Raw genomic sequence first — 12,336 nt, forward strand, 5'->3', positions numbered from 1 at the left:
TGCGTTCAGATACCGAAGGAGTGACGGCTCATGACCGACAGCGTCTCCGTCCCCCGGCGATCCGCCCTGCGTCTGCTGGGCGGGGCGATCGCCGTCGCCGCGGCGGCCACCAGCGGCTCCGCCGCCCCCGCCCATGCCCTGGGGAGACCCGGCCACGGCGCGGGACCCCGCGTCGAGGGCCTCCTCGCCCGCCTCACCCTCGACGAGAAGATCTCCCTCCTGCACGGCGCCACCGACCCCGCCTCCCTCGGCCAGGCGGGCTACGTCCCGGGCGTCGAACGCCTCGGCATCCCCCCGCTGCGCCTCGCCGACGGCCCCGCCGGCGTCCGCGTGACCCGGCACGCCACGGCCCTGCCCGCCCCCGTGATGCTGGCCTCCGCCTTCGACCCGGAACTGGCCCGCCGCTACGGCCGCGTCATCGGCCACGAGGGCCGCGCCCTCGGCCAGGACGTCCTGCTCTCCCCGATGGTCAACCTGATCCGCACCCCGTACGCGGGCCGCAACTTCGAGACCTTCAGCGAGGATCCGCTGCTCTCCGCCGACCTGGTCGCCGCCGAGATCGAGGGCATCCAGGCCGAGGGCCTCGTCGCCACCGTCAAGCACTTCGCGATGAACAACCAGGAGAAGGACCGCATGACCGTCGACGTGCGGGTCGACGAACAGACCCTGCACGAGGTCGAACTGCGCGGCTTCGAGGCGGCCGTCGGCATCGGCACCGGCGCCGTGATGGGCGCGTACAACAAGGTCAACGGCACCTACTCCTGCGAGAACCGGACGCTGCTCACCGACGTCCTGCGCGAACGCTGGGGCTTCGACGGCTGGGTGATGACCGACTGGTTCGCCGCCCACAGCACCCGAGAGGCCCTCGCCGCGGGCCTCGACATGGAGATGCCGGACGGCACGTACTTCGGTACGGCGCTGAAGAAGGCCGTCGAGAACCGCAGCGTGCCCGAGCACCACGTCGACCGGTCCGTGCGCCGCGTTCTCACCGTCATGGACCGCTTCGGCCTCCTCGACGGCACGGCCCCGGCCCGCCCGGAACGGGACGCGAAAGCGGGCGCGGCCGTCGCGCTGGAGGTCGCCGAGGCGGGCGCGACCCTGCTCCGCAACGAGCACTCCACCCTGCCCCTGACCGACGGCGCCATCGCCGTCATCGGCCCGACCGGCGCCCTGCCCTTCGTCAGCGGCGGCGGCAGCGCCCACGTCGTCCCCGACCGCGCCGACAGCCCCCTCGACGCCATCAAGGCACGCGCGGCGCACGTGACCTACGCCCTCGGCGAGGACCTCTACGGCAAGGCGATCCCCGCGTCCGCCTTCAGCCCCGCCCTGGACAGCGAGGGCCGGCAGGTCGAGGCAGGTGCGACATGGACGTACGACGGGACGCTCACCGTCCCCGACACCGACGAGTGGACCTTCGTCCTCCACTTCACCGGCGCGCCCGCCTCCCGGCCCAAGGTGCTCCTCGACGGCGAGGACCTCTTCCCGGTGCTGCCCGGCTACGGCGAGTACTTCGCGGGCGGCCTCGTCTCCGCCGCGCCGGACGGACTGCTCGTGCGCCGCAGGACGCTCCCACTGACCAAGGGTGCGCACACCCTGAAGATCACCGCGCAGGGCGGCGACACCGGACAGACCTTCCGGCTGCGCCGCATCACCGCGGCGACCCGGGCCGCGGACGTCGCCGAGGCGGTGGCGGCGGCGAAGGCCGCCCGTCAGGTCGTCCTGTTCGCCTACGAGGACGCCACCGAGGGCCAGGACCGCACCACGATCGCGCTCCCCGGCCACCAGGAACGGCTCATCGAGGCCGTCACGGCGGCCAACCCGCGCACGACCGTCGTCCTCAACACCTCGTCCGCCACGTCGATGCCGTGGCTGGAGCGCACCGGAGCCGTGCTCCAGATGTACTACCCCGGCCAGGAGGGCGCGGCCGCCACCGCCGCCGTCCTGTTCGGCGACACCGACCCCGGCGGCCGGCTCACCCAGTCCTTCCCCGCCGACGACGACCACCACCCGGTCGCCGGGGACCCACGCCGCTACCCGGGCGTGGACGGCGTCGAGGAGTACTCGGAGGGCGTCCACATCGGCTACCGCTGGTACGCCGCCGAGGGCGTACGACCGCTGTTCCCCTTCGGCCACGGCCTGTCGTACACGGCCTTCGCCTACGAGGACCTGTCCGCCGAGCCCCATGGCCACGGTCTCTCGGTGACCTTCACCGTCCGCAACACCGGACGCCGGGCGGGCATCGCCGTGCCGCAGGTGTACGTGGGACCCTCGCCGCACCTCCGACTCGACCAGCCGGTAAGGGTGTTGGGCGGCTACCGCCGGCTCACCCTGCGGGCGGGGGAGCGCAGGCGGGTCACCGTGCGGGTCGCCGCGCGCACGCTGTCCTCCTGGGATCCGAAACGCCATGACTGGGTGCTCGGGACCGGGCGCCGGGACGTGTGGGTCGGGGCGTCGGCCGGGGATCTGCGGCTGCGGACACGGGCGGGGGTGGCGCGGTGATGCGCCGGATCGCCGTCGCACTGACGGCACTTGCGGCCACCCTCGTGCTTCCCACGACGGCCCAGGCCGCGTCGGACGACCCCGTGGTGCGCACCGAGGCGGGCCTGGTCCGGGGTGAAGTCACCACCGAGGGCAGGCAGTTCCTCGGCATCCCGTACGCCGAGCCGCCGGTCGGGAAGCTCCGCTGGACCGCGCCACGGACGGTCCGGCCCTGGCAAGGGGTGCGCGGGGCGCAGGACTTCGGCGACAAGTGTGTCCAGGGCGCGAGTTGGGACCCGGGATACGAGCAGCCCTCGTACACCGAGAACTGCCTCGACCTCAACGTCTACGTCCCCGAGGGCGCCCACCGCAACGCGGTCCTGGTCTGGTTCCACGGCGGCGGCCTCACCGCCGGAGCCGGCCAGGACATCGTGCCCGATACGTTCGCGCGACAGACCGGCACCGTCGTCGTGACCGTCAACTACCGCCTGGGGGCGCTGGGGTTCCTCGCCACCGCCGGCCTGGACGACGAGGCGTCCGACGGTGTCTCCGGCAACTTCGGCATGCTCGACCAGCAGGCCGCGCTGCGCTGGGTGCGCGCCAACGCCGGCCGCTTCGGCGGCGACCCCGGCCGGGTGACCATCGCCGGTGAGTCGGCGGGCGGCCGCTCGGTCTGCACCCAGCTTGCCTCACCCATGAGCAAGGGCCTGTTCCGGGCGGGCATCATCGAGAGCGGCGCGTACGACGACTGCGCCGCCCGCCCGCACCGGACGGCCGTGACCGAGGGCGCCGACTTCGCGCGCAAGCTCGGCTGTGACAGCGTCGCCTGTCTGCGCGGCAAGTCCGCCGCCGACATCCTCGCCGCCCAGGGCGACTTCGACTGGGGGCCGGTCACCGGCGGACGCTTCCTGCCGCGGCAGCCGTCCGCCGCGCTGGCCCGGGGAGCCGCGGCCGGGGTGCCGGTGATGAACGGCGCGAACCAGGACGAGGGCCGGCTGTTCGCCTTCGCCCGCTTCGACCTCGGCGGCCGTCCACTCACGGCCGAGCAGTACTCGACGGTCATGCGGCAGGAATTCGGCGAGGAGGCCCTCCGGGACTATCCGCTCGCCGCCCAGCCGTCCCCCACCATCGCCTACGCCACGGCCTTCGGCGACATGCTCTTCGCCTGCCCGGCGCTCCGTCTCGACGAGGTGCTCGCCGGACGCGGACCGGTCTACGCGTACGAGTTCGCCGACCGCACGGGCCCGCCCTTCGCCTCGCTGCGCAACCTCGGGACGGACTTCGACTTCGGGGCGACCCATGTCAACGAGGTGCAGTACCTCTTCAAGCACTTCGGTCTGGAGTCCCCGCTCGACGCGGAGCAGCGGGCGCTGTCCCGGCAGATGGTCCAGTACTGGGGGTCCTTCGTGCGGGGTGGAGCGCCACATGCCGACGGGCAGCCGGCCATGCCGTCCGGCACCGGGGAGGTGCTCTCGCTGCGGACCGCCTCCGCGGGCGGTAACGCCGTGAGCACGACCGTCCACAGCGCGCACCGATGCAACCTCTGGGACTCGGCCGCCGTCTCCTAACGGGTAGGCTTCCGGCGCACGCCCACGCGGGCGTGCGCCGGGATCACACGGGATCACAGGACACGGGAGGAACCGGCGGTGCACGTCCAGGAATGGCTCGAGACCGTACCCGCGGTCAGCATCTATCTGCTGGTGGGCCTGGTCATCGGCCTGGAGAGCCTGGGTATCCCGCTGCCGGGCGAGATCATCCTCGTCTCCGCCGCGCTGCTCGCCTCGCAGCACGGTGACATCAACCCCTTCGTCCTCGGTGCCTGCGCCAGCGCGGGTGCCGTCATCGGTGACTCGATCGGCTACGCCATCGGGCGCAAGGGCGGTCGGCCCCTGCTGGCCTGGCTGGGGAAGAAGTTCCCCCGGCACTTCAGCGAGGGGCACATCGCGACGGCCGAGCGGTCCTTCGAGAAGTGGGGCATGTGGGCCGTCTTCTTCGGCCGCTTCGTCGCGCTGCTGCGGATCTTCGCGGGGCCGCTCGCGGGTGTGCTGCACATGCCGTACTGGAAGTTTTTGATCGCCAATGTGCTGGGCGGGATCGTCTGGGCCGGGGGTACGACGGCCGTCATCTACTACGTGGGTGTCGTCGCGGAGGACTGGCTGAAGCGGTTCTCCTGGCTGGGGCTGGTGCTTGCCGTTCTCATCGGGCTGACCTCGATGCTGGTGCTGAAGAGGAAAGCCAGGAAGGCGACGGCCGAGAAGCAGGCGGCCGAGCCCGAGGTCGTCCCGGCCGCCGACTGAGGTTCACGGCGTCTCGTGCACCTCGCCGTGAGCCTTGGCGAGGTCCGCGTACAGCGTGCCGTTCAGTGTGACTCCCTGACGTTCCTCCTCCGTCAGTTCGCGCCGCACCTTCGCCGGGACTCCCGCCACCAGTGAACCCGGCGGCACCCGCATCCCCTGCGGCACCAGCGCCTGGGCCGCGACGAGCGAGCCCTCGCCGATCACCGCGCCGTTGAGGACCGTCGCGCCCATGCCGATCAGGCAGTCGTCGCCGACCGTCGCCCCGTGCACCACCGCGTTGTGGCCCACCGACACACGCTCGCCGATGGTCACCGGGAAGCCGGGGTCGGCGTGGAGGGTGCAGTTGTCCTGGATGTTGCTGTGGGCACCCACGGAGATGGCCTCGACGTCGCCGCGGACGACCGCGCCGTACCAGACGCTCGCCCCCGCCGAGAGCGTCACGTCGCCGATCACCGTCGCGTTGGGGGCCACGAAGGCCTCCCCGTCGATCTTCGGTTCCCTGCCGCCGATACCCGTGATCAACGCCTTGTGCGTCATCGCCTCGCTCCTCCTGGCCGTCCTCGGTTCCTCCGCACCGTACGCCACCCGGTAGGGCGAAGATCACAAGCCCCCGACCTCATACGGGGGCCGTCCGCTCAGTACCGTGAGCGGGTGCTGAAGCGCAAGAACACGTTCTCATCCTGGCGGCGCCGTGTGGCGCAGCGCGCCGTCCATGCCGGCTGGGCCTGGGTGCAGCGCACGGGCTCCGTGACCGCCGAGCGGCCGGGTCGCTTCCGCTTCGGCGCGATGGGAACGAGTACCAGGCTCGCCTTCCCGCTCGGCACGGTCTTCGGCGAGCCCTGGATCCACCTCGGGTCCCACTGCATCGTCGGCGAGCAGGTCACCCTGACGGCCGGACTCATGCCCGACCTGGACCTCGGCCCCGAGCCGATCCTGCGCATCGGGGACGGGGTGGTGCTGGGCCGGGGCAGCCATGTCATCGCCGACACGACCGTCACCATCGGCAGCGACTGCTACTTCGGGCCGTATGTCTATGTGACGTCGACGAACCATTCCTATGACGATCCGCACGAGCCCATCGGCAAGCAGTGGCCGCGCATGGAAGCCGTGGAGATCGGCCCCGGATGCTGGATCGGGACCGGTGCCGTGATCCTGCCGGGGGCGCGGATCGGGCGGAACGTGGTCGTGGCCGCCGGTGCGGTGGTCCGGGGCGTCGTGCCCGACCATGCCGTGGTGGCGGGGGCGCCCGCGCGGGTCGTACGGCGATGGACTCCCGAGGAGGGGTGGCAGCCGCCGCTCAGGACTCCGGCGCCGGTGCCGATACCCGAGGGGATCACCCCGGAGCAGCTGAACGCGCTCGCGGAGCTGGACGAGGAGACCGTGGCGAAGCTGGCGGAGCTGGACTGAGCGGGGCGGTTCAGCCGGTCGCCAGGAGCAGCGTGCCGACCAGGGCCAGGCCCGCGCCCGCCGCCTGGATCGCCCTCAGGCGTTCGCTGAGGAAGCCGCGGGCGGCCAGAGCGGTCACGACCGGGTAGAGCGAGGCGAGTACGGCGGCGACCGTGACCGGGCCGATCCGGGCGGCCATCGCGTACGTGCCGTTCGCCGCGACATCCGCGAGGCCGACGAAGGCCAGTGCCGGGAGTGTGGACCAGTCGAAGCCGGTCGGGGGCAGGGCCGGGTTGCCCCTGCGTACGGAGGCGTACAGGGCGGCGCCGCCCACCGCGACGTTCGTCACCCGCTGGACGAAGAGCGCGAGGAACAGACCGGTGACGGTCGTCGACGCCTCCGCGATCAGCGCGAACACCATGCCGAAGCCGAGCGCGGAGATCAGGGTGAGGACGATCGCCTCGCGCTGGACGGGTGCGCCTCGCAATTGCGGGCCGCCCGCGAGGACGACGCCGAGGACCGCGACCGCGATCCCCGCGAACTGGGTCGGGCCGGGGCGCTCGCCGAGAAAGAGGCCGACCCCGACGGGAACCGCGACGCTGAGGGTGGCGAGCGGTGAGACGACGCCCATCGGGCCGAGCGCGAGCGCCCTGTAGAAGCAGATCATCGCGACCGGCCCGACGAGACCGGCGGCGAACGCGAACCACAGACGGGGTCCCGCCTCGCTCCAGCCGCCCAGGACGACCACGATCGCGCCCAGCACGGCGGTCGCGATGCCCTGCGAGACGACGACCACCGTCAGTGCCGGGGTCCGCCGGGTCAGCAGTCCGCCGCCGAAGTCGGCCAGGCCCCACAACAGGCTCGTGGCCAGGGCGAAGAGTGCTGTCACGGAGCGCCTCGCAGTACAGTTCGATGAACGATTCGGTGCACCCCACCGTAGTTCATCAACTTGCACACTGTCATACAAAATATTGGACGTGATGTGTCGGACCTCGACCTGCTGACCCAGTCCCTGGCGCGCAACGTCAAACGCTGGCGGACCGAGCGCGGCTTCACCCTGGACGTGCTCGCCGCGCGGGCCGGGGTCAGTCGCGGCATGCTCATCCAGATCGAGCAGGCCCGCACCAACCCGAGCATCGGCACGGTGGTGAAGATCGGCGACGCGCTCGGCGTCAGTGTCACCACCCTGCTCGACTACGAACAGGGCCCCAAGGTGCGGATCGTCCCACCCGAGCAGGTCGTACGGCTCTGGCACACCGACGCGGGCAGCTACAGCCGGCTGCTGGCGGGCACGGAGGCGCCCGGCCCGCTGGAGATGTGGGAGTGGAGGCTGATGCCCGGTGAGAGCAGCTCCTCCGACCCGCACCCGGTCGGCACCGTCGAGATCGGCCATGTCACCGCCGGGGAGCTGAGCCTCACGGTCGACGGCGCCGAGCACCGCGTCCCGGCCGGCTCCAGCGTCACCTTCGACGCCAACGCCGCCCACACCTACGGCAATCAGGGCACCGAACCGACGGTGTTCGTGCTGGCCATCTCGGTCCCGCCCGCGACCTGAGACCCCCGGCGGGCCGCCGCCGCAGGGCTGTTAGCGTGCGGTCATGGACGCACCCATCGGACACTTCGAGCACGCCACGCCCGCCCCCGACTGCCTCGACGAACTGACCGCCCCCGTCGCGGACGCGGTACGCCGCTGGAGCGGCAGCGTCCCCGCCGAGCAGATCGTCTACGTCGACACCGACCCGGAGTGGGCCGACACCGCCGTCTTCGTGGAGCACTACGGGCAGGAGCTGCTGGAGCGGTCCGCGAACTGTGTCGTGGTGGCGGGCAAGCGCGGCGGTGAGTCCACGCTCGCCGCGTGTGTCGTGCTGTCCACCACCCGGGTCGACGTCAACGGTGTCGTACGCCGCCAACTCGGGTCCCGCAAGGCCTCGTTCGCCTCCATGGACACGGCGACGGGGGAGACCGGCATGGAGTACGGCGGCATCACCCCGTCGGACTCCCCGCCGACTGGCCGCTGTTGGTGGACTCGGCCGTCGTCGACCTGCCCTACGTCCTGGTCGGCAGCGGGCGCAGGCGCGGCAAACTGCTCGTGCCGGGCAAGGCGTTCGCCGAGCTGCCCGGTGCCGTGGTGCTGGACGGGCTGGGCGTCTGAACTCAGGCCGCCGTGTGGTGGGCGAGGGTGAGATGCGGGTCGGTCTCGCCCGGGAGCGGTGCCGGGTCGGCGTGCACCAGGGCGGCGGTCAGGCGCGGTACGGCGTGCAGCAGCGCGTGTTCCGCGTCCACGGCGATGGCGTGCGCCTGCCGTACCGTCGCGTCCCCGTCCACCACCACCGCGACCTCGCCGCGCAGCCTGTGGCCGATCCAGCGCAGCCGCAACTCGCCCACCCCGCGCACCCCCTCGACCTCCAGCAACGCCCGCTCGGCGCGGTCCACGAGGGCCGGGTCCACGGCGTCCATCACCCGCCGGAACACCTCGCGCGCCGCGTCCCGCAGGACCAGGGCGATGGCCGCCGTGATCGCCAACCCCACGAGCGGGTCGGCGAGTTGCCAGCCCAGCGCCGAGCCCCCGGCGCCCAGCAGCACCGCGAGCGAGGTGAATCCGTCCGTGCGGGCGTGCAGTCCGTCCGCGACCAGCGCGGCCGAGCCGATGTCCCGGCCCACCCTGATGCGATAGCGGGCCACCCACTCGTTGCCCGCGAAGCCCACGAGCGCGGCGACCGCGACCGCCGGGACATGCTGCACGGGCCGCGGGTCGAGGAGCCGCTCGACGGCGGTCCACCCCGCGAAGGCCGCCGACGCGGCGATCGTCAGCACGATCGCGATGCCCGCGAGATCCTCGGCCCGCCCGTACCCGTAGGTGAACCGACGGGTCGCCGCGCGCCTGCCCAGCACGAACGCGATCCCGAGCGGTACGGCGGTCAGCGCGTCCGCCGTGTTGTGCACGGTGTCGCCGAGCAGCGCGACCGACCCGGACAGCACCACCACGACGGCCTGCGCCAGCGCCGTCAGCCCGAGGATCACCAGCGACACCCACAGGGCGCGCATACCGCGTGCCGAGGACTCCAGCGCCGGGTCGAGCTTGTCGGCGGTCTCGTGGGAGTGGGGGGTGAGGAGGTGCTTGAGACGGTGGCCGAGGGGGTGCTTCCGCGGATGGTGACGGGTGTGCTCATGCCCGTGTCCGTGGTGGTGCCGGTCGCTCACGTGAGGCCCCTTCCGGTGCGTGCGGTGGACGTGCGCCGCCCACACCGCCATTATGTGCGTATGAGCGCACGCATGCACCTATCACCTGCGCATCATGCGCACCCGCAGGCCCCGGGCGACGAACAGTTCGCCCTCGCCGCCGAACTCCTCGCCCTCCTCGGTGACCGCACCCGCCTCACCCTGCTGCACGCCCTGACCGGCGGGGAGGCGGACGTCACGACCCTCACCGAGGCGTGCGGGGCGGCCCGGCCGGCGGTCAGCCAGCATCTGGCCCGGCTGCGGCTGGCGGGACTGGTGACCACGCGGAAGGAAGGCCGACGGGTGATCTACGCCCTCCGCGACGGGCATCTGCGGCGACTCGTCGACGAGGCGCTCAACGTGGCGGACCACCGGCTCAGCGACCGGCCCGTGCACGACTAGCGTCGGTCGCTCAGTACTCCGGGTCCTTGCCCAGGTACTGCTCGGCGAACGCGAGTGCCGCCGCGGGGGAGGAGAACAGGCGGCGCAGGCGGGCCTGGGTGGTGCCCGCGAGGTACGGGTCGCCGGACGACGTGCCGTGGTAGACCTCCGACAGCCACTGGGAGAACTCCTGGTAGTCCCAGACGCGGCCCAGACAGGCGGCCGAGTAGCCGGTCAGACCGGTGGAGTCGCCCTTGGTGAGCCGGGCCACGAGCGCGTCGCCGAGCAGGAAGGCGTCGTGCAGGGCGAGGTTCATGCCCTTCGCGGCGATGGGCGCGGTGAGATGGGCGGAGTCGCCGGCGAGGAAGAGGCGGCCGAACACCATCGGTTCGACCACGTGGTTGTGCATGTCGAGGACACGCTTCTCGATGAGGCGGCCCTCGGTGAGCGGCGGGGCGCCGTTCGCGCCGAGGCGCAGCCGGAGTTCCGACCACACCCGGTCGTGCGACCAGTTGTCCGGATCGTCGCCCGGCGGGCACTCCAGGTAGTAGCGGGTCACCTCGGGGCTGCGCGCCATGTGACCCGCGAAGCCGTTGGGGTGGATGCCGAAGACCACGCAGTCGTTGGACGGCGGCGCTTCCGCGAGCAGCGCCAGCCAGCCGACGCCGTAGTCGTGCCGGGAGACCAGCGCGCGGTCCGGGGTGAGCAGGGAGCGGGTCACACCGCGCGCCCCGTCGGCGCCCACCACGAAGTCGCAGGGGATCAGCCGGTCTTCGCCGAACTCGTCGACGTACTCCACCACGGGACGGTCCGAGTCCAGGGCGTGCAGCCGTACGTCCCGCACCGCGAACCGAATGTCGCCGCCGCGCACGTCCGCGTACTCGCGCACCAGGTCCGTCACCAGCAACGGCTGCGGATACACCCAGTGGTGATGACCCGTCAGTCCCGTGTACCCGAACCGGTACCGCTCGCCGCCGAGCCGGAACTCGCACTCCGTGTGCCGCTGCGCCCGCTCCAGCAGGTTCGCCGCGAGACCCCGCTGTTCGAGGCCTCGTACCGCCCACTCCTCCAACACCCCGGCACGGGGCCGCTGTTCGATGAACGCGCGGGTCTCCGTCTCCAGGACCACGCAGTCGACGCCGACGGCCCGCAGGATGTTGCCGACGGTGAGTCCGGCCGGCCCGGCGCCGATGACGACGACCGGCTTGTGGAGCGGGAGCGCACCGCTGGGGAGGGGGGAGGCCTCGGTCATCCGAGCATTATGTCCGCGCCCTGCGGCGCCGGGGAACCGAGTACCGTGGAAATCCGGGTGACGGGGTGAGGTGGCGGGGTGGTCGCGTGGGTACCGGCGGACTTCTACCGGGCGGTCGACGGCGGCCTCCAGTGCACCCTGTGCCCGTTCCGCTGCCGACTGCGCGACGGTGACACGGGAGCCTGCAAAGTGCGCCGGCGGGACGGCGACCGGGTTCTGACGGCCACGTGGGGCACCACCGTCGAGCACTGGTCCTCGGTGGAGCGCAAGCCCTTCTACCACTTCCGGCCCGGTCTGCCGCTGCTGACCCTGGCCCCGCCCGGCTGCTCGTTCCGCTGCGACTACTGCGTCAACCACCGTGTCTCCCAGTACGGCAGGGACCCCGGCAGCCAGGTCTCCGCGCAGGACGCCGACGTCGAGAAGCTGGTCACGGCCGCCGCCGAGCGGGGCGGCGGCCTCGCCCTCTCCTACTCCGAACCCTCCCTCGCCGCCGAGCTCACCCTCGAACTCGGCGCCCGGGCCCGCCCGTCGGGCGTGCCGCTGGTGTGGAAGAGCAACGGCTTCCTCACGCCGGAAGCGGTGGAGCGCGTCGCCCCGGTCCTCGCCGCCGTCAACATCGACGTCAAGGCCGCCGACGAGGAGGCGCACCGCCGGCTCACCGGAGCGCCGCTCGCGCCGGTCCTGGAGACGCTGCGGCTGCTGAAGGCCGCCGGGGTATGGGTCGAGGCGAGCACGCCGCTCATCCCCGGAACCAGCGCCGAGGACGAACAGCTCGTGCGCATCGCTGAGTTCGTCGCCTCGCTCGGCCAGGACACGCCCTGGCACCTGCTGCGCTTCACCCCCACGTACCGGATGCGCGACCACCGCCCCACCTCGCCGGAGCGCCTCGCGGACGCGGCGCGCATCGGGCGGGCGGCCGGACTGCGGTACGTGTACGTCGAGCGGGCCCTCGGCGCCGAGGGCCGGGCCACCCGATGCCCGGGATGCGGGGTCGACGTGGTGACCCGGGGGGTATGGGGGCAGACGGAGAGTCTTTTGCGCGACGGGAGTTGCCCGGCCTGCGGGGAGCGGATCGCCGGGATCTGGACCATGGACGAGAGGGTTGGGGCATGAGTGCCGAGTACCGCTTCGTGGAGGACCTGCCGGACCTGATCGACGCGTCGGAGTACGACGACCATCCCGACGGACGGCTCGTACGGCTGCGCATCAGCTGGGACGAGACGGGGGTCGAGGTGCTCGGCGACGCCTTCCGGCCGGACATGCTGGAGGCGTTGCTGGAGAAGATGGGGCCCGACGCGGTGGAGCAGATGCTCTGCGGCTGAC

12 protein-coding genes and 1 pseudogene are annotated in these 12,336 nt (G+C 72.3%); 9 read left to right on the plus strand and 4 right to left on the minus strand.

Features of this window, described 5'->3' with window-relative positions; all coding sequences use genetic code 11:
• The first annotated feature begins 30 nt into the window (after positions 1 to 30).
• The 3 genes from ACIHIX_RS26770 (at position 31) to ACIHIX_RS26780 (ending at position 4,775) form a co-directional block, all read left to right on the plus strand.
• Entirely contained in the window at positions 31 to 2,499 is a 2,469-nt protein-coding gene (locus ACIHIX_RS26770; protein ID WP_399960360.1) for a beta-glucosidase, read from the plus strand.
• Entirely contained in the window at positions 2,499 to 4,046 is a 1,548-nt protein-coding gene (locus ACIHIX_RS26775; protein WP_399960362.1) for a carboxylesterase/lipase family protein, read from the plus strand. The genes ACIHIX_RS26770 and ACIHIX_RS26775 overlap by 1 nt, the downstream gene beginning before the upstream one ends.
• 78 nt (positions 4,047 to 4,124) lie before the next feature.
• A complete protein-coding gene (locus ACIHIX_RS26780; protein ID WP_399960364.1) occupies positions 4,125 to 4,775 on the plus strand; it encodes a DedA family protein in 651 nt (216 codons plus the stop codon).
• Between the two features lie 3 nt (positions 4,776 to 4,778).
• On the opposite strand, the gene ACIHIX_RS26785 is transcribed toward ACIHIX_RS26780, so the two are convergent.
• Positions 4,779 to 5,312, minus strand: a complete 534-nt coding sequence (locus tag ACIHIX_RS26785) for a gamma carbonic anhydrase family protein (RefSeq protein WP_399960366.1) — start codon at positions 5,310 to 5,312, stop codon at positions 4,779 to 4,781.
• A 114-nt stretch (positions 5,313 to 5,426) separates the two neighbouring features.
• On the opposite strand from ACIHIX_RS26785, the gene ACIHIX_RS26790 reads away from it, so the two are divergent.
• On the plus strand, positions 5,427 to 6,182 hold the full coding sequence (locus tag ACIHIX_RS26790) for an acyltransferase (protein ID WP_399960368.1): 756 nt from the start codon (positions 5,427 to 5,429) through the stop codon (positions 6,180 to 6,182).
• Between the two features lie 10 nt (positions 6,183 to 6,192).
• On the opposite strand, the gene ACIHIX_RS26795 is transcribed toward ACIHIX_RS26790, so the two are convergent.
• A complete protein-coding gene (locus ACIHIX_RS26795) occupies positions 6,193 to 7,050 on the minus strand; it encodes an EamA family transporter (protein ID WP_399960370.1) in 858 nt (285 codons plus the stop codon).
• 93 nt (positions 7,051 to 7,143) lie between these two features.
• On the opposite strand from ACIHIX_RS26795, the gene ACIHIX_RS26800 reads away from it, so the two are divergent.
• Together ACIHIX_RS26800 and ACIHIX_RS26805 are read left to right on the plus strand one after the other, a co-directional pair.
• Positions 7,144 to 7,716, plus strand: coding sequence for a helix-turn-helix domain-containing protein (locus ACIHIX_RS26800; RefSeq protein ID WP_399960372.1), 573 nt, complete (start codon positions 7,144 to 7,146; stop codon positions 7,714 to 7,716).
• A 43-nt stretch (positions 7,717 to 7,759) separates the two neighbouring features.
• Positions 7,760 to 8,313: pseudogene (locus ACIHIX_RS26805) on the plus strand (YbaK/EbsC family protein).
• A gap of 2 nt (positions 8,314 to 8,315) precedes the next feature.
• On the opposite strand, the gene ACIHIX_RS26810 reads toward ACIHIX_RS26805, so the two are convergent.
• On the minus strand, positions 8,316 to 9,362 hold the full coding sequence (locus tag ACIHIX_RS26810) for a cation diffusion facilitator family transporter (protein ID WP_399960374.1): 1,047 nt from the start codon (positions 9,360 to 9,362) through the stop codon (positions 8,316 to 8,318).
• A 60-nt stretch (positions 9,363 to 9,422) separates the two neighbouring features.
• Between ACIHIX_RS26810 and ACIHIX_RS26815 the strand changes: the two genes are divergently transcribed.
• Positions 9,423 to 9,782 (plus strand): ArsR/SmtB family transcription factor, encoded by a 360-nt coding sequence (locus ACIHIX_RS26815; RefSeq protein WP_399960376.1) that lies wholly within the window; start codon positions 9,423 to 9,425, stop codon positions 9,780 to 9,782.
• A 10-nt stretch (positions 9,783 to 9,792) separates the two neighbouring features.
• On the opposite strand, the gene ACIHIX_RS26820 is transcribed toward ACIHIX_RS26815, so the two are convergent.
• A complete protein-coding gene (locus ACIHIX_RS26820) occupies positions 9,793 to 11,013 on the minus strand; it encodes a 4-hydroxybenzoate 3-monooxygenase (RefSeq protein WP_399960378.1) in 1,221 nt (406 codons plus the stop codon).
• Positions 11,014 to 11,091: 78 nt separating this feature from the next.
• Here ACIHIX_RS26820 and amrS point away from each other — a divergent pair, with 78 nt between their 5' ends.
• Entirely contained in the window at positions 11,092 to 12,126 is a 1,035-nt protein-coding gene (gene amrS / locus ACIHIX_RS26825) for an AmmeMemoRadiSam system radical SAM enzyme (RefSeq protein WP_399960380.1), read from the plus strand.
• Positions 12,123 to 12,335 (plus strand): radical SAM-modified peptide, FtsH ternary system-associated, encoded by a 213-nt coding sequence (locus ACIHIX_RS26830; RefSeq protein WP_399960382.1) that lies wholly within the window; start codon positions 12,123 to 12,125, stop codon positions 12,333 to 12,335. Before amrS ends, ACIHIX_RS26830 begins: the two co-directional genes overlap by 4 nt.
• Position 12,336: the final 1 nt, after the last annotated feature.

This window comes from Streptomyces sp. NPDC051913, assembly GCF_044593635.1.
In the GTDB taxonomy this organism is placed as follows: domain Bacteria; phylum Actinomycetota; class Actinomycetes; order Streptomycetales; family Streptomycetaceae; genus Streptomyces.

Coding starts and splice junctions, on each gene's coding strand:
- ACIHIX_RS26820 (WP_399960378.1), bottom strand. CDS start 11,013: ATGACCGAGGCCTCCCCCCTCCCCAGCGGTGCGCTCCCGCTCCACAAG.
- ACIHIX_RS26770 (WP_399960360.1), top strand. CDS start 31: ATGACCGACAGCGTCTCCGTCCCCCGGCGATCCGCCCTGCGTCTGCTG.
- ACIHIX_RS26775 (WP_399960362.1), top strand. CDS start 2,499: ATGCGCCGGATCGCCGTCGCACTGACGGCACTTGCGGCCACCCTCGTG.
- ACIHIX_RS26815 (WP_399960376.1), top strand. CDS start 9,423: ATGAGCGCACGCATGCACCTATCACCTGCGCATCATGCGCACCCGCAG.
- ACIHIX_RS26785 (WP_399960366.1), bottom strand. CDS start 5,312: ATGACGCACAAGGCGTTGATCACGGGTATCGGCGGCAGGGAACCGAAG.
- ACIHIX_RS26830 (WP_399960382.1), top strand. CDS start 12,123: ATGAGTGCCGAGTACCGCTTCGTGGAGGACCTGCCGGACCTGATCGAC.